This is a genomic window from Pantoea sp. X-Soil-ISGK-259 (genome assembly GCF_059730705.1).
Genome location: NZ_AP035986.1, coordinates 2023097 through 2047026, shown reverse-complemented (window position 1 = coordinate 2047026; position 23930 = coordinate 2023097). Strand labels below are relative to the sequence as shown.

General features: G+C 54.3%; 21 protein-coding genes. 8 read left to right on the top strand and 13 right to left on the bottom strand.

Features of this window, described 5'->3' with window-relative positions:
- Positions 1–181 precede the first annotated feature (181 nt).
- A complete protein-coding gene (gene ynaL / locus AC6I77_RS09555; RefSeq protein ID WP_003853775.1) occupies positions 182–328 on the top strand; it encodes a proline-rich small protein YnaL in 147 nt (48 codons plus the stop codon).
- A 45-nt stretch (positions 329–373) separates the two neighbouring features.
- Here ynaL and ttcA read toward each other — a convergent pair whose 3' ends face one another.
- The 3 genes from ttcA to AC6I77_RS09540 form a co-directional block, all read right to left on the bottom strand.
- A complete protein-coding gene (ttcA, locus tag AC6I77_RS09550; protein ID WP_003853774.1) occupies positions 374–1309 on the bottom strand; it encodes a tRNA 2-thiocytidine(32) synthetase TtcA in 936 nt (311 codons plus the stop codon).
- A 1137-nt stretch (positions 1310–2446) separates the two neighbouring features.
- Entirely contained in the window at positions 2447–2704 is a 258-nt protein-coding gene (locus tag AC6I77_RS09545) for a hypothetical protein (RefSeq protein WP_008925248.1), read from the bottom strand.
- A 209-nt stretch (positions 2705–2913) separates the two neighbouring features.
- Positions 2914–3570 (bottom strand): MgtC/SapB family protein, encoded by a 657-nt coding sequence (locus AC6I77_RS09540; RefSeq protein WP_003853765.1) that lies wholly within the window; start codon positions 3568–3570, stop codon positions 2914–2916.
- A gap of 184 nt (positions 3571–3754) precedes the next feature.
- Between AC6I77_RS09540 and AC6I77_RS09535 the strand changes: the two genes are divergently transcribed.
- Entirely contained in the window at positions 3755–4030 is a 276-nt protein-coding gene (locus AC6I77_RS09535) for a putative hemolysin (RefSeq protein WP_003853763.1), read from the top strand.
- A 45-nt stretch (positions 4031–4075) separates the two neighbouring features.
- On the opposite strand, the gene AC6I77_RS09530 is transcribed toward AC6I77_RS09535, so the two are convergent.
- The gene (locus AC6I77_RS09530; RefSeq protein ID WP_003853762.1) at positions 4076–5068 is read right to left on the bottom strand and encodes a 2-hydroxyacid dehydrogenase; all 993 of its coding nucleotides are present in this window, start codon (positions 5066–5068) and stop codon (positions 4076–4078) included.
- Positions 5069–5214: 146 nt separating this feature from the next.
- On the opposite strand from AC6I77_RS09530, the gene AC6I77_RS09525 reads away from it, so the two are divergent.
- From AC6I77_RS09525 to AC6I77_RS09515, 3 genes are read left to right on the top strand one after another with little or no spacing between them, the layout of a single operon-like run.
- Positions 5215–7845 carry a YdbH family protein gene (locus AC6I77_RS09525; RefSeq protein ID WP_497816847.1) on the top strand — a complete coding sequence of 877 codons (2631 nt, stop codon included), beginning with the start codon at positions 5215–5217 and terminating at the stop codon, positions 7843–7845.
- The gene (locus AC6I77_RS09520; RefSeq protein WP_003853757.1) at positions 7842–8030 is read left to right on the top strand and encodes a YnbE family lipoprotein; all 189 of its coding nucleotides are present in this window, start codon (positions 7842–7844) and stop codon (positions 8028–8030) included. Before AC6I77_RS09525 ends, AC6I77_RS09520 begins: the two co-directional genes overlap by 4 nt.
- Positions 8031–8041: 11 nt before the next feature.
- On the top strand, positions 8042–8380 hold the full coding sequence (locus tag AC6I77_RS09515) for a YdbL family probable chaperone protein (protein ID WP_039660490.1): 339 nt from the start codon (positions 8042–8044) through the stop codon (positions 8378–8380).
- A 63-nt stretch (positions 8381–8443) separates the two neighbouring features.
- Here AC6I77_RS09515 and azoR read toward each other — a convergent pair whose 3' ends face one another.
- A complete protein-coding gene (gene azoR / locus AC6I77_RS09510) occupies positions 8444–9043 on the bottom strand; it encodes an FMN-dependent NADH-azoreductase (RefSeq protein ID WP_039660180.1) in 600 nt (199 codons plus the stop codon).
- 255 nt (positions 9044–9298) lie between these two features.
- On the opposite strand from azoR, the gene hrpA reads away from it, so the two are divergent.
- Positions 9299–13201 (top strand): ATP-dependent RNA helicase HrpA, encoded by a 3903-nt coding sequence (hrpA, locus tag AC6I77_RS09505; protein ID WP_039660182.1) that lies wholly within the window; start codon positions 9299–9301, stop codon positions 13199–13201.
- A gap of 56 nt (positions 13202–13257) precedes the next feature.
- Here the strand turns inward: hrpA and AC6I77_RS09500 are convergent, their stop codons facing one another.
- The 6 genes from AC6I77_RS09500 to rstA all read right to left on the bottom strand — a co-directional run bounded on the left by AC6I77_RS09500 (position 13258) and on the right by rstA (position 18582).
- The gene (locus tag AC6I77_RS09500; RefSeq protein ID WP_003853749.1) at positions 13258–14067 is read right to left on the bottom strand and encodes a trypsin-like serine peptidase; all 810 of its coding nucleotides are present in this window, start codon (positions 14065–14067) and stop codon (positions 13258–13260) included.
- A gap of 115 nt (positions 14068–14182) precedes the next feature.
- Positions 14183–14281, bottom strand: coding sequence for a small membrane protein YdgU (gene ydgU, locus AC6I77_RS09495; RefSeq protein WP_008925242.1), 99 nt, complete (start codon positions 14279–14281; stop codon positions 14183–14185).
- An 81-nt stretch (positions 14282–14362) separates the two neighbouring features.
- Complete coding sequence (asr, locus tag AC6I77_RS09490; protein WP_033743054.1) at positions 14363–14893, bottom strand: acid resistance repetitive basic protein Asr; 531 nt, start codon at positions 14891–14893, stop codon at positions 14363–14365.
- 159 nt (positions 14894–15052) lie between these two features.
- Positions 15053–16540: a carboxypeptidase M32 gene (locus tag AC6I77_RS09485; RefSeq protein ID WP_039660183.1), complete on the bottom strand. Its 1488-nt coding sequence runs from the start codon at positions 16538–16540 to the stop codon at positions 15053–15055.
- An 18-nt stretch (positions 16541–16558) separates the two neighbouring features.
- Positions 16559–17860 carry a two-component system sensor histidine kinase RstB gene (gene rstB / locus AC6I77_RS09480; protein ID WP_003853743.1) on the bottom strand — a complete coding sequence of 434 codons (1302 nt, stop codon included), beginning with the start codon at positions 17858–17860 and terminating at the stop codon, positions 16559–16561.
- Positions 17857–18582 carry a two-component system response regulator RstA gene (gene rstA / locus AC6I77_RS09475; protein ID WP_003853741.1) on the bottom strand — a complete coding sequence of 242 codons (726 nt, stop codon included), beginning with the start codon at positions 18580–18582 and terminating at the stop codon, positions 17857–17859. Before rstA ends, rstB begins: the two co-directional genes overlap by 4 nt.
- Before the next feature lie 178 nt (positions 18583–18760).
- Here rstA and AC6I77_RS09470 point away from each other — a divergent pair, with 178 nt between their 5' ends.
- On the top strand, positions 18761–19174 hold the full coding sequence (locus AC6I77_RS09470) for a hypothetical protein (protein ID WP_003853740.1): 414 nt from the start codon (positions 18761–18763) through the stop codon (positions 19172–19174).
- A gap of 133 nt (positions 19175–19307) precedes the next feature.
- On the opposite strand, the gene AC6I77_RS09465 is transcribed toward AC6I77_RS09470, so the two are convergent.
- The gene (locus AC6I77_RS09465; RefSeq protein ID WP_003853738.1) at positions 19308–20699 is read right to left on the bottom strand and encodes a basic amino acid/polyamine antiporter; all 1392 of its coding nucleotides are present in this window, start codon (positions 20697–20699) and stop codon (positions 19308–19310) included.
- Between the two features lie 203 nt (positions 20700–20902).
- The gene (ydgH, locus tag AC6I77_RS09460) at positions 20903–21856 is read right to left on the bottom strand and encodes a DUF1471 family protein YdgH (protein WP_003853736.1); all 954 of its coding nucleotides are present in this window, start codon (positions 21854–21856) and stop codon (positions 20903–20905) included.
- Between the two features lie 539 nt (positions 21857–22395).
- On the opposite strand from ydgH, the gene pntA reads away from it, so the two are divergent.
- Positions 22396–23928 (top strand): Re/Si-specific NAD(P)(+) transhydrogenase subunit alpha, encoded by a 1533-nt coding sequence (gene pntA, locus AC6I77_RS09455; protein WP_008925238.1) that lies wholly within the window; start codon positions 22396–22398, stop codon positions 23926–23928.
- The last annotated feature ends 2 nt before the right edge of the window (positions 23929–23930 follow it).

The window sequence follows — 23930 nt, the reverse complement described above, 5'->3', positions numbered from 1 at the left end:
ATGCAACGTCAAGCGATGGGCGTTGCGCTCCATATTGTCTTACTTCCATATTTAGAATTATTGCATAGCACAATTAATTCAAAACATGCCGGCCCGTGTGCCGGCTTTTTTTTTGCCCGCCTGGCTGGAACGCCAATCCTTTTCTAAACTTAAAGTCCATTCGCAAGAAAAGGAGTACGGCATGAGCGCGATTTACAACAGCGAGCCGATCCCTACGGATCCAGTCCCGATTCCTGAACCGATTCCTCATCCGCAACCCCAGCCTGATCAGCCGACCGATCCGGAATATCCGCCGATAATGGATCCACCGCCGCACCGCAACATATAAAAAAAGGGCGTGCTGCCAGCAGCACGCCCTTAACTTATCAGGTACTTACTTAATCTGAAGCACATCCAGACGTGCGCTGAGGTCCGGTGCATCGTCTTCATCAGCTCGCCAGCCCACAGGCTGCAACGGCAGGGTTTCGCGGTCAAAAGCGAGATCGCCGCCATCAACGACCGCATCGCCATGCTTAATCCCTTTAAAATCGAACAGATTGATATCTGCCAGGTGCGACGGCACGACGTTTTGCATTGCGCTGAACATAGTTTCAATGCGGCCAGGATAGCGCTTATCCCAGTCACGCAGCATATCGGCTACCACCTGCCGCTGCAGGTTTGGCTGAGAACCGCAGAGATTGCACGGGATAATCGGGAACTGACGCGCGTCTGAGAAACGAATGATATCTTTCTCGCGGCAGTAGGCCAGCGGACGAATCACAATCTGCTTGCCATCATCACTCATCAGTTTTGGCGGCATACCTTTCAGTTTTCCGCCGTAAAACATGTTCAGGAACAGCGTCTGCAGGATGTCATCGCGATGGTGGCCGAGCGCGATTTTAGTACAACCCAGTTCAGTCGCGACGCGATAGAGAATGCCACGGCGCAGGCGCGAGCAGAGTGAGCAGGTGGTTTTACCTTCCGGCACTTTCTCTTTGACGATGGAGTAGGTGTCTTCTTCGATAATCCGGTACTCAACGCCCTGTGCCTCAAGATATTGCGGCAGGATGTGCTCCGGGAAGCCAGGCTGTTTCTGGTCGAGGTTAACGGCAATCAGGCTGAAGTTGACCGGCGCACTTTTTTGCAGGCTGCGCAAAATTTCCAGCATGGTGTAGCTGTCTTTACCGCCCGACAGACAGACCATGATGCGGTCGCCTTCTTCAATCATATTAAAATCTGCAATGGCTTCGCCGACGTTACGACGCAGACGTTTCTGCAGCTTATTGAGGTTGTACTGTTCTTTCTTGTCAACCGTTTGATTATCTTGCATTTTTACCTATCTCAAAAACCAGAGAGCGTAGCCGAAGGGCAAATTGCTGTGCGCGTCCAGCCAGACACTTCACTGCGGTGTCACGAATATGCAGCGTATGGTACGGATTGTTGTCGCGAATGCCAGCACTGGAGTGAAGTAATCAGCGGAAAATCGCTGCCGGAGGCATCCGGCAGCGTCTCTCTTTTAAAGCAGATATTGCCGAAAAGGAATGCCGCGAGGAAGATGCTGGTGAGAGCGCGCCTTTACATCCCCAGGAAGACAGCCTGCTGGATGAGACGATGCCACGCGGGAGAATAGTGCGAGGTCAGCTGGCAGGAACATTTTTCCACTGACAATCAATTTCATCACTGTGTGTTGAGCAGGAAGGGGGGGAGGCCTGGTAAGCATCAGCACGCACATGATCTTTTTTTGCTGTACAACCGGCGATCATAAAAATGACAGAGAGAATGAATAGCGTTTTCATCGGGTCGATTTAATGAGTAAAAAAAGCAGCTTACGCAGTTATTAATCAATACTGATTAAACGGCGTGTTGTCTGTACTTGCCAGATTTGATACGCATCAAATTAAGTCGGATACGAAACCTCACAGGGTTTATTTTGTGACCCGGAATGACTTTTACAATGTCAAAATCTGAAAATCATACTTTGTTGAATATACGTTTGACCAATCAGATAGAGACTGATCCTTATATTGCCGCTGAAGCCTGTGAAACGTTAAATTCAGATTGTTTTTCTTACACACCGCGCCGTTGCTTAAGCCATTGCTGCTCAAGGTGAATATGTATCCATCAGGTTACAATGATCAGTAAATTGTCAGGATGCGGGAAAGGTATTTTGCGTTTGATTTTTTTATTGCAACGTCCTGCGTGGATGCCGTTCGTTTCGCACATTTCGGCAATACAGCATTCCGATGAAGCCCTTTAATGACCGGGTATAAAATTAAAAAATGAATCAACATTTAACGTCTATGAAATATTCGGATAAAACAGACAAAATAAAGAAGTACGGCATCAGATTTATTATGACGCTGCTACTCTTTTTACTTTGCTATGTTGCCGTCATGTATTGCGGGGTTTTGTTGCTGGTTAACCGACACGGTTTGCTGCATTTTCTGCTGCACTAAACGCATTACCGTCAGCCACAGGCTTTAAAAATCCAGCGGTAAGCATGATGCAGAAAATGCCTGAGCACTTCCATTAAATCCTCAGCCCCTTCTTCTGCCAGACATTGTCCGGTCTCCAGCGCATTATTCACTGAATCCCGATGTTCCAGGAGCATCATGATGGCTGCGGCGCCCGCTATCAGCGTAAAAATCAGCATGCTGACTGCGAACCGATATTTAGGCGAAGTACTGGAAAGGGCGTCTTCTGGATGGTCAGAGTTCTGAGGCATTAGTTTCCGGGTAAAATGATTACGTAAATTAACAATAACGGATTATGCCATTACTTCCCGGCAGGCACTACTTTTAAGGTCAGACTCTGCGCATTTTTGATTTTTCAGAAATGGCAGGAGAAGGAGGGCGGTGACTGCCGCTCACCGCCTTCTGCAAGGTTCTTATGTGTTTGTCGCCATGTGTAGTGACGGGGTTGTTCAGCAAACGTTTACATCATCTCCAGCGACTGAACGCCTTTTATCTCAATGACCTTATCGTAGAGGTGCGCATCATTTGACTTGCGGGACAACGTTACCTGTATGCTGAGTTCGCACAGGCCGCTCTCCTCATCTCGATTAATCACCGTCACATTGCCATAACGAATACCTTCCCGCTGCATAACCAGTAGCACCAGCGGCACGCTTTTAGGCTTAAGGAAAACCAGTAACGTATGGTGCTTGCCGATTAAAACATGGCTCAGGCGGCGGAACACTTCCAGCACCACCAGCGCCAGCACTGTGCCATAAATGCCGATCTCATACATGCCGCTGCCGATCACCAGACCAATCGCTGCCGTTACCCATAATCCCGCTGCCGTGGTCAGGCCTTTCACCACCTGCTTCTGAATCATGATGGTGCCTGCGCCCAGGAAGCCCATACCGCTGACGACCTGGGCTGCAATACGACTGGGGTCCAGTGCCACATGGTCGCTGGTGAGCATATCGGCGAAACCATACTTCGACACCAGCATGAACATCGCACTGCCGATACCGACCAGAATATGGGTACGCAGTCCCGCTTCTTTGGCCCGCATCTGACGCTCCAGACCAATCAGGCCGCCAAGAATACCGGCCAGGGCGATGCGAATTAACATATCCATTAACATGGCTTTACTCCGAAATAATAGGAACCGAAAAAGGGTGACAGTTCAGCGATAGCAGGTAAACAAGATAATTCTGCTTGCAAATCACGGTGGAGAATTTTGTAAAAAGCTGTTTCACCTCTCGACCCCTTGTGCTGCCTGACATATGCTGAGCCAGCCTATTATCCCCATTCCCGGAGTCCGATTGATGAAAGCAGCCACCTTTTTGCTGGCCGGTGCCGCATTATTACTCTCTGCCTGCAGTAGCAACAGTGATGATAACGAGCCACCGCAACAAGCCACCGCCGCGCACATCCAGCCTCGTGTGGTGATGTCTTCCCTGGCAGAAAGCACCTGTTCGAACGCAGGCGGAACGCTGGCGTTTTCACATCAGCTGGATGGATCACGTGTGGGCATGTGTCAGTTAGTGAATGGCCGTCGCTGCGATGAGCAGGCGTTAATTGGCGGGAACTGCGCGCGCTGATGAACAGGCCGGATAGCACCGGCCCGCATCATTAGCAGAGAATCGTCAGGCTGAGAGTCGGTTCGGGCACTCTTCACCCCGATCGAGCTGGCTAAGATTATTCAGTGTCGTCTCGGAAATGGCCGTCAGCGCTTCAGCCGTTAAAAATGCCTGATGACCGGTAAACAGTACGTTATGGCACGCTGAAAGACGACGGAACACATCGTCCTGAATCACATCATTCGACTTATCTTCAAAGAACAGGCCACGTTCATTCTCATACACATCCATGCCGAGCGCGCCGATTTTCTGCTGTTTCAGCGCATCAATCGCTGCCTGTGAATCAATCAGCCCGCCACGACTGGTGTTGATGATCATCACCCCATCGCGCATCTGACGAAACGCGTCGGCATTCAGCAGATGATGGTTCTCCGGGGTCAGCGGACAGTGCAGCGTAATGACGTGGGATTCTGTAAACAGGGTCTTTAAATCAACATATTCTGCGCCCAGCTCACGCGCCTGCTCACTTGGGTAGGGATCAAACGCCAGCAGCCGCATACCAAAACCTTTCAGAATCCGCATGGTCGCAATGCCGATCTTACCCGTGCCGATAACGCCCGCCGTTTTGTTGTACATGTTGAAGCCGGTCAGTCCGTCGAGCGAAAAGTTCGCATCACGGGTACGCTGATACGCGCGATGAATACGGCGGTTAAGGGTCATCATCAGGCCGATAGTATGTTCAGCCACCGCTTCCGGTGAGTAGGCCGGCACCCGTACGACTTCCAGACCCAGCTCTTTCGCTGCAGCCAGATCGACATTATTGAAGCCAGCGCAACGCAGCGCGATATATTTCACACCCAGTCCGGCCAGCTCTTCCAGCACCGGGCGACTGCCGTCATCATTAACAAAAATGCAGACAGCATCGCAATCCACTGCGGTTTTGGCCGTGCTCTCTGAGAGTAAAAAGTCAAAAAATACCAGTTCGAAACCAAACTGCTGGTTAACCTGCTCAAGGTATTTCTGATCGTAATGTTTGGTGCTGTAAACCGCGATTTTCATCGTTGTGCTCCTGCAGAGGTGATAAACCAAGGATAACGTTTTCTGACCGACTTTGCTGAAACTGCGTATTTGCGTCCCGTGCACACCTTCACCTCTGGCAGATTACATGCCATCATCGTTGTCAGGATACTGTAAGGAAAAGGATTATGGCTTTTATGCCACGGATGTTCCGGCGACGGCTGGCGGCCGTACTTGCGCTGATTCTCCTGCTGCTCGGCCTGATGTTGACTGTGACGCAATGGCTGCCAAGGCTGGTCGGCATCTGGCTGCCTGAGGATACCCGTATTGAACTGACGGGCGCACCGCGCTGGCGGCAGGGTGGCCTGTGGCTGCCTCAGATTCGTTACCTCGCAGGCGATTGCTCACTGGCAACCGTAAAGGCAGTGTCACTGGGCTGGCATCAGTCGCGCTGGAAGCTGGATGCGGACGAGCTGGTGGTGGAGAGCACCTGCCTGCAAAAATTACCCGCCAGTGACGAGAGATCGACAGCCCCCAAAACGCTGGCCGAATGGCAGGCAATGCTACCTGGTGCCGATGTTCATCTGAACAAACTTGTCGTGGCACCCTGGCAGGCCTATGCGGGCGCGCTGGACCTGACGCTGGAAAAAGATCGCCAGCAACTTAATTATCAGGGCGACAACCTGCAACTGGCGGCGACGCTGACCGGTCAGCAGCTCGCGATCAGTCGCCTGACGCTTACCCATCCTGCGCTGCCTGAACCCATTACGCTAAGTGGTCATCTTGAGTTACCTGCTTTCGCCACCGATCTGCCGGTGAATGGTGAGGTGGACGGACAACTGGCGCTGGATGCATTACCGCATCCGCTGCAGTTAACGCTCAGCTGGAAGCAGCAGCAGGGCGAGTTACGCGTGGGGATGATGGATGAGAAAAGGCCGCTTCTCAGACTGCCGTGGCAAATCAGCCGCGATCAGATTCGGATCGAAAAGGGCGAGTATTTCTGGCCTCTGGCGGCTCAGCCACTGTCTGGATTTATTAACCTGACGCTGGATAACTGGCAGTCAGGTCTTGAAAACAGCCAGATCACGGGGCGCGTTAACCTGCTGACTCAGGGACGTGGCGGTAAAGGTAACGTGGTACTGGGCGTCGGTCCCGGCAACCTGAGTCTGACCAATAGCCACCTGCCGTTTCAGCTGACCGGTGAAAGCAAGCTGGCCGATCTGCAACTTTTCGGCTCTATTCCCGGCGTGCTCAACGGCTCGCTGCTCGATCCTCAGTTAGTTTTGCAACCTAAATCGCTGCTGCGCCTGCGGGGGCGACTGCTCTCCACGCTGGAAGTGGACGAAGCGCGCTGGCCGCTGGCCGGCGTGCGACTCTCCTCGCAGGGTATTGATGGCCGCCTGCAGGCCATTCTCAACGCGCACGATGCCAGCTTTGGCCGCTTCCGGCTGCATCTTGATGGTCGCGCCACAAATTTCTGGCCCGATAAGGGCGAGTGGGACTGGCGCTACTGGGGCGGGGGCGAGATGCTGCCGCTGCAGGCACGCTGGGATGTCAAAGGCACCGGCGGCTGGCACGACACGCTGATCCACCTTGATACGCTCTCCACCGGATTTAATCAGCTGGCTTATGGCAGCGTTAGCGTCGCAAAACCGCGCCTGACACTGACCGAACCCGTTAAGTGGCAGCGCGATGTGGCGCAACCTTCCTTCAATGGCCATTTCAGACTGCAGGCGGGCCCGACCCACTTCACCTATGGCGGCCGTCTGGCTGATTCCACGCTGGACTTTGAGGCGAAAGGCCGTGATCCCGGCTATTTCCTCTGGCGGGGCGAGTTAAAAGCGGGGAGGGTTGGCCCGCTGCGGGTGAATGGCCGCTGGGACGGTGAACGGTTACGCGGTCAGGCCTGGTGGCCGGCACAGTCGCTGACTGTGTTTCAGCCGCTGCTCAGCCCCGACATGAAAATGCAGATTCAGGGCGGCAGTTTGCAGGCACAGGTCGCATTCTCCGCTGCCAGTAAACAGGGCTTCCAGGCGGGAGGCCACTGGACGGTCAAACAGGGCAGTGTCTGGACGCCGGACAGTCAGGTGAACGGTATCGACTTCGCGCTGCCGTTCAGGTTTCATGAGCAGCAATGGCAGTTTGGTCAGCATGGCCCGGTATCACTCCGCATTGCCGAGGTGAAGAACCAGTTTGCCATGCAGAATATTCGGGCCGATCTGCAGGGTAACTGGCCGTGGTCTGAACAATCCCCCCTGACTTTACAGGATGTCAGTCTTGACCTGCTTGGCGGACAGATTACGCTGCCAGCCCTGCGTATGCCGCAACATGATCCCGCCCGGGTGTCGCTGCGTAATATCAGCCTCAGCGAGCTGGTGACGGCGCTGAAGCCTAAACAGTTTGCCATGTCGGGTAAGGTTAACGGTGAGTTGCCGCTGTGGTTGAATAATCCACGCTGGCTGGTGGAAAAAGGGTGGATTGCCAACAGCGGTCCGCTGACTTTCCGGCTGAATAAAGATATGGCGGATGCAATTACCCGCAACAACGTAGCGACCGGCGCAGCGCTTGACTGGTTACGCTATATGGAAGTCTCCCGCAGCTGGGCGACAATCAATCTGAATAACCTCGGCGACCTCACTATGGAAGCGCAGGTACAGGGCGTCAGCCAGTTCAGTAACCGTCGTCAGACGGTCAATCTTAACTATCGTCATCAGGAAAACCTGTTTCAGCTCTGGCGCAGCCTGCGCTTTGGCGATAATTTGCAATCCTGGTTAGAGCAACATGCGACTTTGCCATCGAACAAGGACACTTCACCATGAGCCTGAGGCCATTACTGGTTCTGGCAGCCGGACTGCTGAGCATCGGATGCGTGCCACGCATTGAAGTCACGGCACCCAAAGACCCTATCACCATCAATATGAATGTAAAAATCGAGCATGAGATCCACATCAAAGTTGATAAAGACGTGGAAGCGTTACTGAAAAACCAGAGCGGACTGTTCTGAGGAGAGCCATGATGAAACGCATAAGCGCGGCGCTGTTACTTGCCCTGACGATGGCGCACCCTGCCTGGGCACTGACGCTCGACGAGGCAAGGCAATCAGGCCGTGCAGGTGAAACGCTCTCCGGCTATCTGGCGGCACGTTCGCAGGACAGCGAAACGCTGGCGCTGGTGCAGCGGATTAATGCCGGGCGTCAGCAGGAGTATCAGCGGCTGGCCGGGCAGAACAATCTCTCCACGGCCGATGTGGCCAGCATTGCCGGACAGAAGCTGGTGAGCCGTGCTGCAGCGGGAGAGTACGTGCGTGGCATTAATGGTCAATGGCTGAGAAAAGAGGCAGACAGCAGCAACTAACCGGCGAAAAAAAACCGGGCACAGGCCCGGTCTTTGACAGCGTCATCCTGAGATGGCTGAGAATTATGCGGTCACGATCTGCGTGATAGCATCTTTCGCTTCAGCGGTCGCTTTGCTGGCCACTTCCGGACCGTAGGCGATGCCTTCAGCAAACACGAACTCAACATCAGTGATGCCGATGAAGCCCAGGAACAGCTTGACGTAAGGGGTCAGCAGGTCAGTTGGGGTATCTTTGTGAATGCCACCACGGCTTGAGATAACCACTGCGGTTTTGCCTTTAACCAGACCTTCCGGGCCTGCTTCGGTGTAGCGGAACGTCACGCCAGCACGGGCAATCAGGTCGAAATAGTTTTTCAGCTGCGTAGGGATGTTGAAGTTGTACATTGGCGCGGCAATGACGATTTCATCATGAGCCTGCAGTTCTGCAATCAGTTCATCGGACAGATCCAGTGCTTCCTGCTGACGCGGGGAGAGTGGCGTATCAGAAGGACGCATTGCACCCACTAACTCACCATCCAGAACCGGAATCGGGTTAGCCGCCAGGTCACGTACAGTAACTTCTTTACCCTGTGCCTTTGCCTGTTCAATGTAGAAGTCAGCGAGCTGGCTTGATTGTGAGTAGCCTGCAAGGATGCTTGATTTCAGAACTAAAACTGTGCTCATGGTGGTTTCCTGTCTGTTACGCGGAAGACTTTCCGCTCAATGGTTTACACTCTACGGTTATCGATGGCGCGGTGAAAGCGCAATATTTCGAGACCCATGTTCGAATTTATTGAATAAGCGTAACCGGGAGCTGCCGCCTGAACAGTTCAGAATGTGCTATGATACGCGCAATTATTTTATTGAATCAGCTGGTTACCCCGGCTTCAGGGCGCTGCTTTACGTAGCGACACCGTCTGAGTAAGGTACGTCACAATTATGTCATCACCCGATACTTCCCCACTGGCAGCGCTCTGGTCACGGCTCGACGGTTTAATGCTGCGCGATCGCCAGCGGCTACAGCGCCGCCTGCAGGGAGCCAGAAAAACCAAAAATCCTGAGGCGCAGCAGGGCATTGCCAGCGAGCTGGCGCTGGAGTTCGTCGCCGCCGAACAGCGCGTGGCCCAGCGCCGCGCGGCTACCCCAGCGATTACGTTCCCGGACAATCTGCCGGTGAGTCAGAAGCAGCAGGATATTGCTGAGGCGATTCGCGATCATCAGGTGGTGATTGTCGCTGGTGAAACCGGTTCAGGTAAAACCACCCAGTTGCCGAAAATTTGTCTGGCACTGGGACGCGGTGTTACCGGGCTGATTGGCCATACTCAGCCGCGCCGTCTGGCCGCGCGGACCGTGGCGAACCGCATTGCCGATGAGCTCAGCACCTCACTGGGCGGCTGTGTCGGCTACAAAGTGCGGTTCAACGACCAGGTCAGCGATCTGACGCAGATTAAACTGATGACTGACGGGATTCTGCTGGCGGAAATCCAGCAGGATCGCCTGCTGATGCAATATGACACCATCATCATTGATGAAGCCCATGAACGCAGCCTGAATATCGACTTCCTGCTCGGTTATCTGCGTGAGCTGTTGCCACGCCGCCCCGATCTGAAAGTTATCATCACTTCCGCTACCATCGATCCTCAGCGCTTCTCCCGTCATTTCAATAATGCGCCGGTGATTGAAGTTTCTGGCCGCACGTATCCTGTTGAAGTGCGCTATCGTCCGGTGGTCGAAGAGGCGGATGATGGCGACCGTGATCAGCTGCAGGCGATTTTTGATGCGGTGGATGAAGTGGGACGGGAAAGCCGTGGCGATATCCTGATCTTTATGAGCGGCGAGCGCGAAATACGCGATACCGCCGACGCGCTCAACAAACGCGATCTTCCGCACACCGAAGTGCTGCCACTCTATGCCCGGCTGTCCAATGCTGAGCAGAATCGGGTGTTTCAGTCGCACAGCGGTCGTCGCATCGTGCTGGCGACCAACGTTGCGGAAACCTCGCTGACGGTGCCTGGAATTAAATATGTGATCGATCCCGGCACGGCGCGTATCAGCCGTTACAGCTTCCGCACCAAAGTGCAGCGTCTGCCGATTGAGCCCATATCCCAGGCGTCTGCCAATCAGCGTAAAGGGCGCTGCGGGCGTGTGTCAGACGGTATCTGTATTCGCCTCTACGCAGAAGATGACTTCCTGAGTCGTCCGGCCTTTACCGATCCTGAAATCCTGCGCACCAACCTGGCGTCGGTTATCCTGCAGATGACCTCGCTGGGTCTGGGCGATATTGCCGCCTTCCCGTTTGTGGAAGCACCCGATAAACGCAATATTCAGGATGGTGTCCGTCTGCTGGAAGAGCTGGGGGCGCTGACGCTGAATGAAGAGAACGGCCACTACAAGCTGACCGGATCCGGGCGTCAGCTGGCGCAGCTGCCCGTGGATCCTCGCCTGGCGCGGATGGTGCTGGAAGCGCAGAAATTTGGCTGCGTGCGCGAAGTGATGATTATCACCGCAGGCCTGTCGATTCAGGATCCCCGTGAGCGTCCGGCAGATAAAAAGCAGGCTTCGGATGAGAAGCATCGACGCTTTGCTGATAAAGACTCCGACTTTCTTGCCTACGTGAATCTCTGGAACTATCTGGCGGAGCAGCAGAAAGCGCTGTCCGGCAATGTTTTCCGTCGTCAGTGCAAAACCGACTTCCTTAACTATCTGCGCGTGCGGGAATGGCAGGATATCTATACCCAGCTGCGGCAGGTGGTGCGGGAACTGGGGATTCCGGTGAACAGCGAACCGGCTGAGCTGCAGCCCGTTCACTGCGCGCTGTTAAGCGGTCTGCTGTCGCATATCGGTCAGAAAGATGCCGATAAGCAGGAGTATACCGGGGCACGCAACACCCGCTTCGCCATCTTCCCTGGCTCCGGGCTGTTTAAGAAGCCGCCGAAGTGGGCCATGGTCGCGGAGCTGGTTGAGACCAGCCGCCTGTGGGGCCGCACGGCGGGGCGCATTGAGCCAGAGTGGATTGAGCCGCTGGCGCAGCATCTGATTAAGCGCAGCTACAGCGAACCGCACTGGGAGAAATCGCAGGGCGCGGTGATGGCCGCTGAAAAAGTCACGCTCTATGGTCTGCCGATTGTGGCCGCTCGCAAAGTGAACTATGGCAGCATCGATCCTACACTGAGCCGTGAGCTGTTTATCCGCCACGCGCTGGTGGAAGGCGACTGGCAGACGCGTCATGCTTTCTTCCGGGCTAACCAGAAGCTGCGTAGTGAAGTCGAGGATCTGGAACACAAATCCCGTCGCCGCGACATCCTGGTGGATGACGAAACGCTGTTTGCTTTTTATGACCAGCGCATTGGCAAAGAGGTGGTGTCGGCGAAGCATTTTGACAGCTGGTGGAAGCAGGCCAGCCGTGAAAACGCCGAGCTGCTGAACTTCGACAAGCAGATGCTGATCAAAGAGGGCGCGGATAAAGTCAGCCAGCTCGACTACCCCAATTTCTGGCATCAGGGCAACCTCAAACTCAGGCTGAGTTATCAGTTCGAGCCAGGTGCCGATGCGGATGGCGTCACGGTGCATATTCCGCTGCCGCTGCTGAATCAGGTTGAGGATAGCGGCTTTGAATGGCAGATCCCAGGCGTGCGTCGTGAGCTGATCATCGCGCTGATTAAGTCGCTGCCCAAACCGCTGCGCCGTAACCTGGTGCCAGCTCCCAACTACGCTGAAGCGTTTCTGGGACGCGTGAAGGCGATGGAGATGCCACTGCTTGATGCGCTGTCGCGTGAGTTTCGCCGCATGACCGGTGTCACGCTGGAACGTGAAAACTGGCAGTGGGAACAGGTGCCCGATCATCTGAAAATGACGTTCCGCGTGGTAGACGAGCACAACCGTAAACTGCTGGAAGGTAAAGATCTCACCGCGCTCAAGGCGCAGCTGAAAGATAAAGTGCAGGAAACGCTATCGAAAGTGGCGGATGACGGGCTGGAGCAGAGCGGACTGCACATCTGGAGCTTCGGCGATCTGCCGCGCAGCTATGAACAGAAGCGCGGCAGCTATCAGGTCAAAGCCTGGCCTGCGCTGGTCGATGAGAAAGAGAGCGTCGCCATTCGCCTGTTTGACAGCGAGCAGGAGCAGCAAAAAATGATGTGGCGCGGTCAGCGTCGCTTGCTGCTGCTGAATGTGCCGTCTCCGGTTAAATATCTGCACGAGAAATTGCCGAACAAAGCCAAGCTCGGACTCTACTTTAACCCTTATGGCAAAGTGCTGGAGCTCATCGACGACTGTATCGCCTGTGGTATTGATAAGCTGATAGGTGAAGCGGGCGGTCCGGCCTGGGACCAGGGCGCGTTTGAGCAGTTGCGTGACAAAGTGCGCGGTGAACTCAATGAGACCGTTGTGACGATCGCACAACAGGTTGAGCAGATCCTCACGGCCGTCTTCAACATCAATAAGCGTCTGAAAGGCCGGGTTGATATGACCATGGCGCTGGCATTATCGGATATCAAGGCGCAGGTAAATGGTCTGGTCTATCGCGGCTTTGTCACCGGCAATGGCTGGCAGCGACTGGCCGATACGCTGCGTTATCTGAATGGTATTGAACGGCGGCTCGAAAAGCTGCCTGCTGACCCGCACAGCGATCGGGCGCGCATGTTAAAAGTGCAGGCAGTGGAACAGGCGTATCAGGCGTGGCGTAATAAGTTGCCGCCGCAGCGTCAGGATGATGAAGAGGTTCAGAACATCCGCTGGATGATTGAAGAGCTACGTATCAGTTACTTTGCTCAGCAGTTAGGCACACCTTATCCCATTTCAGATAAGCGCATCCTGCAGACGATGGAACAGATAGCGGCTTAAAAAGCCAGGGTGCGCGTCTTAACAGGCGCGCACCCAATGGTAAAGCGTCAGTGCGGTTACTGCGCGAGGGATTCCAGCTTGTCTTTAAACGAGGTGACCGAAATTGCGCGGTTGTCAGCCAGATAGCGATCTTTCGCTGCGGGCGCAGAGCTTTGTACCGCGATTAACTGCCAGCCATTATCGCTTTTAAGCAGCAGCGGTGAACCACTGTCACCCGGCAGCGTGTCACACTGATGCGACAGCACCGCACGTTGCGCCCAGCCGGTAATCAGGCAATCGCTGTGGGAGTAGAGCGTATCCAGATGATCGGCCGGATAGCCTGCCTGCGTCACTTTACGTCCGGTCAGCTTCAGCGCCGCCGTGAGATCGCTGCGTGAGCCATCAAACAAGGGAATGGGCGTAATCGCTGAAGGCGGATTGCGTAATATCACGATGCCGTAATCATAGGGTGCTGCACTGCTCGGCACGATCCAGCCTTCGCCATCCGCTTTTAATTTTGACGCCAGCGAAGGTTCCACCCGCGCATCAATATCATGAAGCTCGTAGCGCCACCCTTTATCGCTGGCCATAAATCGCAGCGCAACCGGCTTATCGAAATTCCCGGGCGGGGAAAGCAGACAGTGTCCGGCGGTCAGGGCCAGATGGGGAGAGATGAGCGTGGCAGTACAGAGGTTACCACTTTCGGTTTCCAGCTGGCCAATGGCATCCCAGGGGGCAGCAGTAATATCGGTGATTGCCTGGCGATGATCCTTGCCGAAGAACAGCATCTTAATCTCAGCAGGAGTAGGCGAGTCATCGTCATCATCGGCATGAACCGTGGTGGCAAAGCTGAAGAGTCCAACCATTAACAAGGTAGCCAGGCGCATAGAAATCTCAATGGCGAGAAAAAATTAACGTTATTGTTATTACGTAAGTACGGTAACTATAGTCGGTGAGCGTTGAAAAAGGGAGTTTTATTGGTTAATCAGTACGCTACAGCATCTAAATAAAAAAGCTGGCTGCAACAATGCCACACAGGATCATAACAAGCAGAATAATTTCGAAGCGATAGCGACGCACTATTTCATCCACTCTCGTCATTTCATCCACTCCAGTAAAGAAACACCCGGCAGAACCGGGTGTTTTTATTCATCATCTCGTGGCCGTGCGCTGAAGGCGACCTTAGTTTTTAGCTGCTGGTTTCACAACTTTTTTGTGGTGCATTTTCTTAGCAGCCTGCGCTTTCTGGGCAGCTGGTTTAGTTACTTTTTTGTGGTGCATTTTTTTAGCAGCCTGAGCTTTCTGGGCAGCTGGTTTAGTTACTTTTTTGTGATGAACTTTTTTAGCAGCCTGCGCTTTCTGAGCGGCTGGTTTAGTTACTTTTTTGTGGTGAACTTTTTTAGCGGCCTGAGCTTTCTGTGCAGCAGGTTTTACCGCTTTTTTGTGGTGAACTTTTTTAGCAGCCTGCGCTTTCTGCGCTGCATCTTTTTTCACCGCTTTTTTGTGGTGTTTCTGAGCAGCCTGGGCTTTCTGAGCAGCTTTATGGTGTTTCTTGTGCGCAGTCTTGTGAACAGTTTTAGCCGGTGCTGCAGCGGCAGGAGTAGTAGTTGTTGCGGCTGGCGCAGCAGCTGGAGCAGCTGTGGTGTCAGCAGCGAAAGCAACAGAAGACATACCCATAGCAGCGGCGACAACCAGTGCAAATAATTTTTTCATCGCAAATCCCTCGGAGACTATTTTTTCATGTGTAGCCCACTGCGGGGCCGGTGAAGAGACTATAGGGAAATCAATGAACGGTGTCCGTGGGTGTTTGGTATCGGCGTGTAACCGATTGTACAAAGGCGGGAAAGGGCGGTCAGATGACCGCCCGAAAGCTTAGCTATTAAGGTAACGTTGTTCAAGGTGCTGGCGGAAGAAAGCCGGGTTCAGCGCTTCGCCAGTGGCGTTGATCAGCAACTGGTCGGTCTGGAAACGGCTGCCGTGCTGCCAGATATTCTGTTGCAGCCAGTCGAACACCGGCTGCAGCTCACCATGCTGAATCAGCTCACTGAGCTGAGGAATAGCCTTCTGTAACGACTGGAACAGCTGCGCGGCGTACATTGCGCCCAGCGTATAGGTGGGGAAGTAGCCGAAGGCGCCGTCGGTCCAGTGAATATCCTGCATACAGCCATCGCGGTAGTTACCCCGCGTATCCAGCCCCAGCGACTGCATCATCTTCTCATCCCACAGCGCCGGGATATCTTCAACCTCAATGTCCCCTTCGATCAACGCCTGCTCAATTTCGTAGCGTAAAATGACATGCGCCGGATAGCTGAGCTCGTCAGCGTCAACCCGGATCAGGCCAGGCAAAACCCGCTGGGTCAGGCGCACGAAATTATCCGCCAGCAGGGCGGGTTGATCGCCAAAGGTGGCGATCACCTGCGGCAGAATGCGCTGCAGGAATTCACGGCTGCGACCAAGCTGCATCTCCATAAACAGGCTTTGTGATTCGTGGATAGCCGTTGATCGCGCCAGTGCTACCGGCTGACCGCGCCACTGCTTCGGCAGATTTTGTTCATAGCGAGCATGGCCGGTTTCGTGAATCACGCCCATCATGGCACTGAGAAACTCATTCTCATTGTAACGGGTGGTAATGCGCACATCTTCCGGCACACCGCCACAGAAGGGATGTGCACTGATGTCCAGACGACCGTGGTTAAAGTCGAAACCCAGCGTCTCCATAATGCTCAGACCGAGCTGCCGCTGCGCAGGCACGGCGAATGGCCCCTGCGGCGTTATGACCTTCTGCTGTGCCTGTTTTTCCACGACCTGCTGTAAGAGGTCAGGTAGCCAGGTTTTCAGTTCGCCAAAGGTTTCATCCAGTCGGGCCCGGGTCATACCTGGTTCATAGAGATCCAGCAGCGCATCGTAACGGGAACAGCCACTGGCGTCGGCGCGGCGCTGGGCCTCTTCACGGCTCAGGCGGACCACCTCTTTGAGGTTGGCGGCAAAACCCTGCCAGTCATTGGCGGGACGCTGAGTGCGCCATGCATGTTCGCAGACCGAACCGGCGATCGATTTGGCTTCAACAAAATCATCAGGCAGCAGCGTTGCCTGCTGATATGCGCGCTGCATCTCGTTGAGATTGGCCCGCTCGACATCGTTCAGCGACTGCTGCTCAGCAGCCTTAAGCCACTCACCGACCTGAGGGGCAGTCAGAATCTGGTGTTGCAGCACGCTCATTTCAGCCAGTGCTTCACCGCGAGCCTGACTGCCGCCCGGCGGCATGGTGGTCTGCATGTCGCATCCGGCAATCGCCGTGACGTGACTGAAACGGGACAGGCGCTGGAAAGTTTTGGTCAGTTGTTGATACGCTGAGGTCACGTAAGACTCCTTGTGGTTTTAACGCTGCGCAATTTCGCGCAAGGTTAGATCAACCGGCCAGCAAAAGCGAACGCTGGCGCCGCCCAGCGGGCTGGACTCAATTGTCACCTTGCCGCTGAGCGCCTGAGCAATAGAGTAGACAATTGCCAGGCCTAATCCGCAGCCGCCTGTGGCGCGGTCGCGGCTCGGGTCAAGTCGGACAAAGGGTTCGAAAACCCGTTCACGCTCTTCCGGCGGAATGCCGGGACCATCATCTTCCACCTGCAGACACCCGATCGCGCCATCAAACCATAAACTGACACGCAGCCGCTGCTGAGCATAACGCAGCGCATTGTTCACCAGGTTATCCAGCACTCGTTCCATCAGGCGGGTATCAGAAACGCCGATGTTTTCACGCTGTGGCAGGTCAAGGTCGAGCCGTATGTCCGGGTTGATGGTGCGAAAATCGTCAAGCCGCTCGCTCAGCCAGCTGGCGAGATCCAGTGTTTTAAGATTGAGATCGACGCGCGGCCGATCAAGTCGTGCATAGGTCAGCAGTTCCTCTATCAGGCTTTCAAGCTGGCCGATATCGCGGTTCAGCGCCACCCGTTCGCCATCCGTCAGGTTGTCGCTCATCTCTAACCGGTAACGCAGGCGCACCAGCGGCGTTCGAAGCTCATGGGCGATGCCATCAATCAGCTGCTTTTTGCTGGCTACCAGCGTATTGATATTCTCGGCCATCTGGTTAAAGGCGATACCAAGCCGAAAGAGGCTGGAGGTACTGTCAAAATGGGTACGTACATCCAGCTCACCCCGGCCAAAACGCTGCGCTGCTTTTTCCAGTCGCTGCATCTCCTGCCAGTGGGGACGAAGCCAGATGAACACCGGCAGTGCCAGAGACATGCCAATAAACACCAGCAGGGCAATATCCAGCAGCCGCATCTGATGCAGGTAGAAAAGATAGGGAATTGGTCCGACTGACAGCACATAGTGGCTGCGCGGAATATGCTGTAAAAAGGTGTACTGGTCATCGAGCGCAACAATCTCTCCGGCACGCAACCGACGCATGTTGCCTTCATCAAGCTGATATTTGTTCATCGGCTCGATGTGCAGGTCGAATGAGAGACCAAGATCGAGACTCTTGATGGTCTTATTCCAGTCGCGCGGCGGGATCTCGCGCAGTTCGCTGCGGATCAGGTAGAGCGAGCTGGCCATCAGGTCATTCATCGACTGGCGGCCTGCCCGCTCAGCGGTGAACTTATAAACCAGCCCCACCAGTAAGGCCATCACCAGGAAGCAGACAAACAGCAGCAGATAGAACTGAATAAAAAGCTTTCTCATAGTCCGCGGGTATCCCAGGCCTGAGGTGCAAACAGATAGCCTTTGTTGCGGATAGTTTTGATGCGGAAGGGCTCGGTGGCGCTGTCGTGCAGCTTTTTACGCAGCCGCGAGATCGCCACGTCGATGCTACGGTCTAAACCATCATAGCTGACGCCACGCAATGTTTTCAGCAGCGCATCCCGGTTCAGTGTCTGGCCCGCATGACTGGCGAGCACCCAGAGCAGATCGAAATCTGCGGTAGAAAGGGCGATCTGCTCCTCAAACAGCGTGACCTGCCGGTTCAGGGCATCAATGGTCAGCGAGCCAAAACGCAGCATACGGTTGGCAGCAGGTGCGCTCGGTGTATCTTCCGGCTGTCCCTGATGGGACTGACGCAGGTGCAGGCGCAGGCGAGCCAGCAGCACCGCAGGCGGGGTGGTTTTCAGGATGTAATCCTGCGCACCCATCTCCAGGGCCAGAATATGATTCATGTCGCTGTCCAGTGACGTCAGTAACACAATCGGTCCCTGCCAGTTGGCCCGCAGGTCGCGGCAGATGGTCATGCCATCCTTGCCGGGTAACATGATATCCAGCATCACCAGATCCGGCTGCTGTTCCGCTATCACCGCTTCAGCACGATCACCGCGCGTCTCGACAATTACCTCAATATCATGACGACCAAGGTAAGCTGCAATCAGCGAACCCACTTCAGGTTCATCTTCAACATAAACAATTTTGTTCATAGTTCACAAAGCAGAAACAGACGTGAGAGAAATCATATCTTGTCCTGGTCCTGAGCTCTACGTTATCGCACGAAATATCCGTGGCTTGCTGGTATATAACCGTCAATATGTGCAATCATTAGCGCGGCATTTTTGCGCCAGGTTTGGGATATCGATGATTATCATGAGGAGCGTTAGTGTGTCTGATAAAGAGCTGGCATCAGCCATATACCCCGACCGCATCTGCTTCAATTACAGTGACTTTCTTTCCGCTTCCTGCAAAAAGCGCTGGAGCTTCGTTGATGCTATTTATGGTGTGATGCCGATCTTTGGCATGGTGACACGTAAATCAGCACACCGTTTACAGGGCAGTGACGACCCGTTAAAAGAATTAGCATTACAAATCATTTCTACTCAGGTCAGCGACGAAATTAACATCGCACGCCTGATTACGCTCGCAGAACAGCAGCAGATAAGCCGTTTTGATATTCAGCTCCCTTATCCGCTCTCTGCGGAGCAGCTGGACGCGATCCATCATGAATATTCAAAACCGCTGAATCTTACCCAGCAGGATGACCTGCTGTGTGTGTCGATCCCGGTGCAGTCACACTAAGCACCTCTCTCACCAGGCTAGTAAATCAGTCAGTCTGACACCGGGCAGCGCTCATTATCCTCATGTACGCCTGCGTGTCCTGCGCTACCCGTGTCCAGACTCTCTGCAACAATGACGCCCGATGGATCCGGCGCTATGTGGTCAGCTGCCACACAGCGGGCAGCGTCGCAGCAATCAGTAATCCCATTGCAATCCGCTCCAGCGAGGTCAGCGCAACATCAGCGCGGCCGCCGCGTCGGGCAAACAGAAACAACAGCAGGCCTGGGGAGTAGAGCACGACTGACGCCATCAGGTGCATTGGCCCCGACGCGTAGAGCAGCCAGATGCCATACAGACTGGCGCCGACACCCACCGCCATCGCCATGGGTTTATTCTGTCCGCGCACCACTTTGATCAGGTATAACCCCACCAGTAAATAGGGCACCAGAATCATCTCTGAGGCGATGGTCAGCAGGTTATTGTAGTTAGCACCGGTCAGGGCAATCAGGATCAGGCAGAGCTGAATGCTGCCGTTGGTCAGCCACAGCGAGGCGGCCGGCGCGTTGTGTCGGTTCTGTCGGGCGATAATGCGAGGAAACGCCCCCTGCTGCGCAGCAATCAGCGGCACTTCAGCAGCCATGATCGTCCAGCTCAGGTAGGCACCACAGACAGAGACGATCAGGCCAATCGCAATCACCGCATCGCCCCAGTTGCCCATCAGTCTTGTCATCAATCCCGCCATGGACGGATTGCGCATTTCAGCCAGTTCAGCGCGCGGAACCACGCCCAGCGACAGCAGGGTTACCAGCAAATAGACCAGTAAGGCAGCCAGAACGGCAAAAAGTGTTGCACGGCCCACATCCTTTTTCTGACGTGCACGCGCAGAAACCACCACCGCACCCTCAACCCCGATAAAGACCCAAAGAGTGATCAGCATGGTTTGCTTGATCTGCTCCCAGAGCGGTTGCCCCAGCGTGACGCCGGAAAAATCGAAGCGAAAGCGATCATAATTGAACGCCATCACCGCCAGCACAATGAACAGCAGTAAGGGCACCAGCTTGCCCAGCGTGGCCATCAGATTGATGCTGGCTGCTGTCTGCACACCGCGCAGCACCAGCCAGTGAACCAGCCACAGCAGCACGGATGCGCCCAGCATCGCCTGCCAGGTGTTGCCATCACCAAAAATAATCCGGTCCGGCGTATCGGTGAAGAAGCTCAGGGCCGAGAAGACAATTACCAGATAGGAGACATTGGCGATAACAGCACACAGCCAGTAGCCCCATGCAGAGCAGAACCCCATTAGTTCGCCGAATCCGGCGCGGGCGTAAGTAAAGATGCCGCCGTCAAGTTCGGGTTTAAGGCGGGTTAACAGCAACATCGCCAGCGAAAGAAAGATAATGCCGACACCGGTGATCAGCCAACCCAGCAGCAGAGCAGCCGGACCGGCCACTGCAGCCATGTTTTGCGGCAGACTGAACACACCTGCACCCAGCATTGAGCTGAGCACCAGTGCTGTCAGCGCACCGAGACCTAATTTTTTCTCCAAAACAACCTTCCCGCTAGCATATATGGCTGGGTAAATCGGATTATATCGCTGGGTTATGTCAGACCAATGGCACAATCCAGGGACAATATCCGGTAAAACAGGCGGGGGATTTTACGGAGTGTGGCAGGGGATGGCAATGCATAACTATGCAAAACAAAGCAGGTTTGCAAACAGCAGGGCGGCGGGTGCCGCCCTGTGAGGGATTACTTAAACAGGTCAGCCGTCACGGTCAGGTTACCGCCACTCTGGTTCTGCCACTGACGAGTCACGTGATAGAACTTGGCACCTTTATCTGAAGCACGCTTCGCCACTTCTTCTGAAACCTCAGTAGGTGAACCGAAGTGGCCCGTGAAAGTCACGGTATCAAACGGCTGCATCTGCGCGGCGGTAATCGCGTTAACTTCCTGCACCGATTTACCGTTAGGCAGATTCACCGTGTAGCGCTTACCGGTAGAGCTTTGTGTTTCGAAGAAACGGCCCACTTTGTTGCTTGGCGTTTCAGATGAGGCCACGCCAGGAATCTCTACGTTAGCGGCTGCCGCGCCACCGGTTGCCAGCGCAGCTTTACCTGCTTCTGAATCGGCTGGGATGGCGTTTGGTGTCTGCACTGTACGTTCTTTAGCATCCGCTTTGTAGACATAGGCGGTGACGTACTGGTTGCCACCGCTGTTAGCATCAATCTGGCGCACGATAAAGAATGATGCGGCACCTTTCTCTTTCGCGGCTTTTGAAATAGCGTCGTTAACATCCGGCTGGCTGGCAAAGAAGCCGCTGACCGAAACGGTATCAAACGGTTCAAGTCTGTAGGCTTCTGCTTTTGGCAGTTCATTAACGCCGTTAAAGCGACGATACGTTGTTGACGCTGAAGCTGCCGGCGCATCGGCTTTATAGAGGTCAGCCGTGACGCGCCAGTTACCGCTGTTGCCGTTACTGTCGTTGATTGCCTGGATGTAATAAGAGGCAGCGCCCATCTGATCTGCACGCTTAGAGACGGCATCGGCAGCGTCGCCGATCGCGTTGAAACGGCCGGTGATATTAATACGTTCGAATGGCTTCAACGCTGCCGCTTTTTCTGGCGTTAACTCCTGCGCAGCGAATGCGTTGGCTGCCAGCAGGGACAACAAAGTGGACGCCAGAATAGTGTTCTTCAGCTTCATAAAAATAATCCTTCGCCTTACGCAAAAATGAGTACGAAAACGTGCTGGACTCTTGATGTATAACAGATTAGCCGCTGATTATTGCATGTTATAAACAGACTGTCGCAGCGATTTTTTGTGTCAGATCGCGTTATTAAACCATCATTTTTTCATTTAATTGTCATCAAACGCAGTTATGGCCCGTTTTAGCCACGGTTATCACTAAAAGCGATAACTAATATCGGTTAAACAGTTAATGCATTGTTAATTATAGGTTTTTATTGATGCTTAATTCGCCCGCTCATAATTATCTCTGGCAGAATATTTGCCTGTCAGGCTGTTTTGCAGTGGGTTAACACCGATTTTTAAGCAGAACGCTGAATAATTGAGTGAATGTCATCACTCTGTACAGACGCTATAGATCGCTGGTCACATTTTCAGTAGGTTATAAACACTTTGAAATACATGCATTTCGTCTATAAGTAACCGAAACGGCGTTTCAGTTGCGCAGTCGTGGTGCAGATACGGGCCATCATCCTTAACCGATGAAAGGAAACACTATGTTAATTGGAATACCCAAGGAAAGGTTGCCAAACGAGTCGCGCGTGGCCGCCACGCCAAAGACCGTGGAACAACTTATCAGGCTGGGTTTTAGTGTCACCGTGGAGCGTGACGCAGGTAAACGCGCCAGCTTCGATAATGAAAGCTATATCGCCGCTGGCGCCACGCTCAGCGACAGAGATCAGGTCTGGCAGTCCGACATCGTGCTGAAAGTAAATGCACCCGATGACGAAGAGATTGCACTGACCCGCGCGGGTAGCACGCTGGTTAGCTTTATCTGGCCCGCGCAACATCCCGATCTGCTGTCAAAACTGGCCGCACGTCAGGTCACTGTCATGGCAATGGACTCGGTGCCGCGCATTTCACGGGCGCAGTCGCTGGATGCGCTGAGCTCCATGGCAAACATTGCCGGTTATCGTGCGATTGTGGAAGCTGCGCATGAATTTGGTCGCTTCTTTACCGGGCAGATCACGGCGGCGGGCAAAGTGCCACCGGCAAAAGTGATGGTGATTGGGGCAGGTGTGGCCGGGCTGGCAGCAATTGGTGCAGCGGGCAGTCTGGGCGCGATTGTCCGGGCGTTTGATACCCGTCCCGAAGTCAAAGAGCAGGTGCAGAGTATGGGCGCCGAATTCCTTGAACTCGACTTCAAAGAGGAAGCTGGCAGCGGTGATGGCTATGCCAAAGTGATGTCCGAGGCGTTCATTAAAGCGGAGATGGCCCTGTTTGCCAGTCAGGCCAGAGAAGTCGATATCATTGTCACCACGGCGCTGATCCCTGGCAAACCGGCACCGAAACTGATCACCGAAGAGATGGTTGCCAGCATGAAGCCCGGCAGTGTGATTGTGGATTTGGCCGCGCAGACTGGCGGCAACTGTGCGCTGACCGTCGCGGATCAGGTTACTGTGACACCTGACGGCGTCAAAATCATTGGCTACACCGACCTGCCGAGCCGTCTGGCAACGCAATCCTCCCAGCTTTATGGCACCAACCTGGTCAACCTGATGACGCTGCTGTGCAAAGAGAAGAATGGCGAAATCCAGGTCGACTTCGACGATGTAGTCGTACGGGGCGTGACTGTGGTGCGCGAGGGGGAAGTCACCTGGCCGGCACCGCCGATTCAGGTGTCCGCTGCACCTCAGGCTGCACCGGCAACCGCGAAACCGGCAGTGAAGATTGAGGTGAAACCTGTTTCACCGTGGCGAAAATATCTGCTTATTGCTCTGGCCATCGTGCTGTTTGGCAGCCTGGCCAACGTGGCGCCTGCCGATTTCCTCTCCCATTTTACCGTGTTCGCGCTCGCCTGTGTGGTGGGTTATTACGTGGTCTGGAACGTCAGTCATGCGCTGCATACGCCGCTGATGTCCGTGACCAATGCCATATCCGGCATCATCGTGATCGGGGCAGTCTTGCAGATGGGGCACGGTGGCTGGGTCACCTTTATCTCCTTTATTGCCGTGCTGATTGCCAGCATCAATATCTTTGGTGGCTTTACCGTCACCCAGCGCATGCTGAAAATGTTTCGTAAGGGGTAAGA

Coding starts and splice junctions, on each gene's coding strand:
- ynaL (WP_003853775.1), top strand. CDS start 182: ATGAGCGCGATTTACAACAGCGAGCCGATCCCTACGGATCCAGTCCCG.
- ttcA (WP_003853774.1), bottom strand. CDS start 1,309: ATGCAAGATAATCAAACGGTTGACAAGAAAGAACAGTACAACCTCAAT.
- AC6I77_RS09545 (WP_008925248.1), bottom strand. CDS start 2,704: ATGCCTCAGAACTCTGACCATCCAGAAGACGCCCTTTCCAGTACTTCG.
- AC6I77_RS09540 (WP_003853765.1), bottom strand. CDS start 3,570: ATGTTAATGGATATGTTAATTCGCATCGCCCTGGCCGGTATTCTTGGC.
- AC6I77_RS09535 (WP_003853763.1), top strand. CDS start 3,755: ATGAAAGCAGCCACCTTTTTGCTGGCCGGTGCCGCATTATTACTCTCT.
- AC6I77_RS09530 (WP_003853762.1), bottom strand. CDS start 5,068: ATGAAAATCGCGGTTTACAGCACCAAACATTACGATCAGAAATACCTT.
- AC6I77_RS09525 (WP_497816847.1), top strand. CDS start 5,215: ATGGCTTTTATGCCACGGATGTTCCGGCGACGGCTGGCGGCCGTACTT.
- AC6I77_RS09520 (WP_003853757.1), top strand. CDS start 7,842: ATGAGCCTGAGGCCATTACTGGTTCTGGCAGCCGGACTGCTGAGCATC.
- AC6I77_RS09515 (WP_039660490.1), top strand. CDS start 8,042: ATGAAACGCATAAGCGCGGCGCTGTTACTTGCCCTGACGATGGCGCAC.
- azoR (WP_039660180.1), bottom strand. CDS start 9,043: ATGAGCACAGTTTTAGTTCTGAAATCAAGCATCCTTGCAGGCTACTCA.
- hrpA (WP_039660182.1), top strand. CDS start 9,299: ATGTCATCACCCGATACTTCCCCACTGGCAGCGCTCTGGTCACGGCTC.
- AC6I77_RS09500 (WP_003853749.1), bottom strand. CDS start 14,067: ATGCGCCTGGCTACCTTGTTAATGGTTGGACTCTTCAGCTTTGCCACC.
- ydgU (WP_008925242.1), bottom strand. CDS start 14,281: ATGACGAGAGTGGATGAAATAGTGCGTCGCTATCGCTTCGAAATTATT.
- asr (WP_033743054.1), bottom strand. CDS start 14,893: ATGAAAAAATTATTTGCACTGGTTGTCGCCGCTGCTATGGGTATGTCT.
- rstB (WP_003853743.1), bottom strand. CDS start 17,860: ATGAGAAAGCTTTTTATTCAGTTCTATCTGCTGCTGTTTGTCTGCTTC.
- rstA (WP_003853741.1), bottom strand. CDS start 18,582: ATGAACAAAATTGTTTATGTTGAAGATGAACCTGAAGTGGGTTCGCTG.
- ydgH (WP_003853736.1), bottom strand. CDS start 21,856: ATGAAGCTGAAGAACACTATTCTGGCGTCCACTTTGTTGTCCCTGCTG.
- pntA (WP_008925238.1), top strand. CDS start 22,396: ATGTTAATTGGAATACCCAAGGAAAGGTTGCCAAACGAGTCGCGCGTG.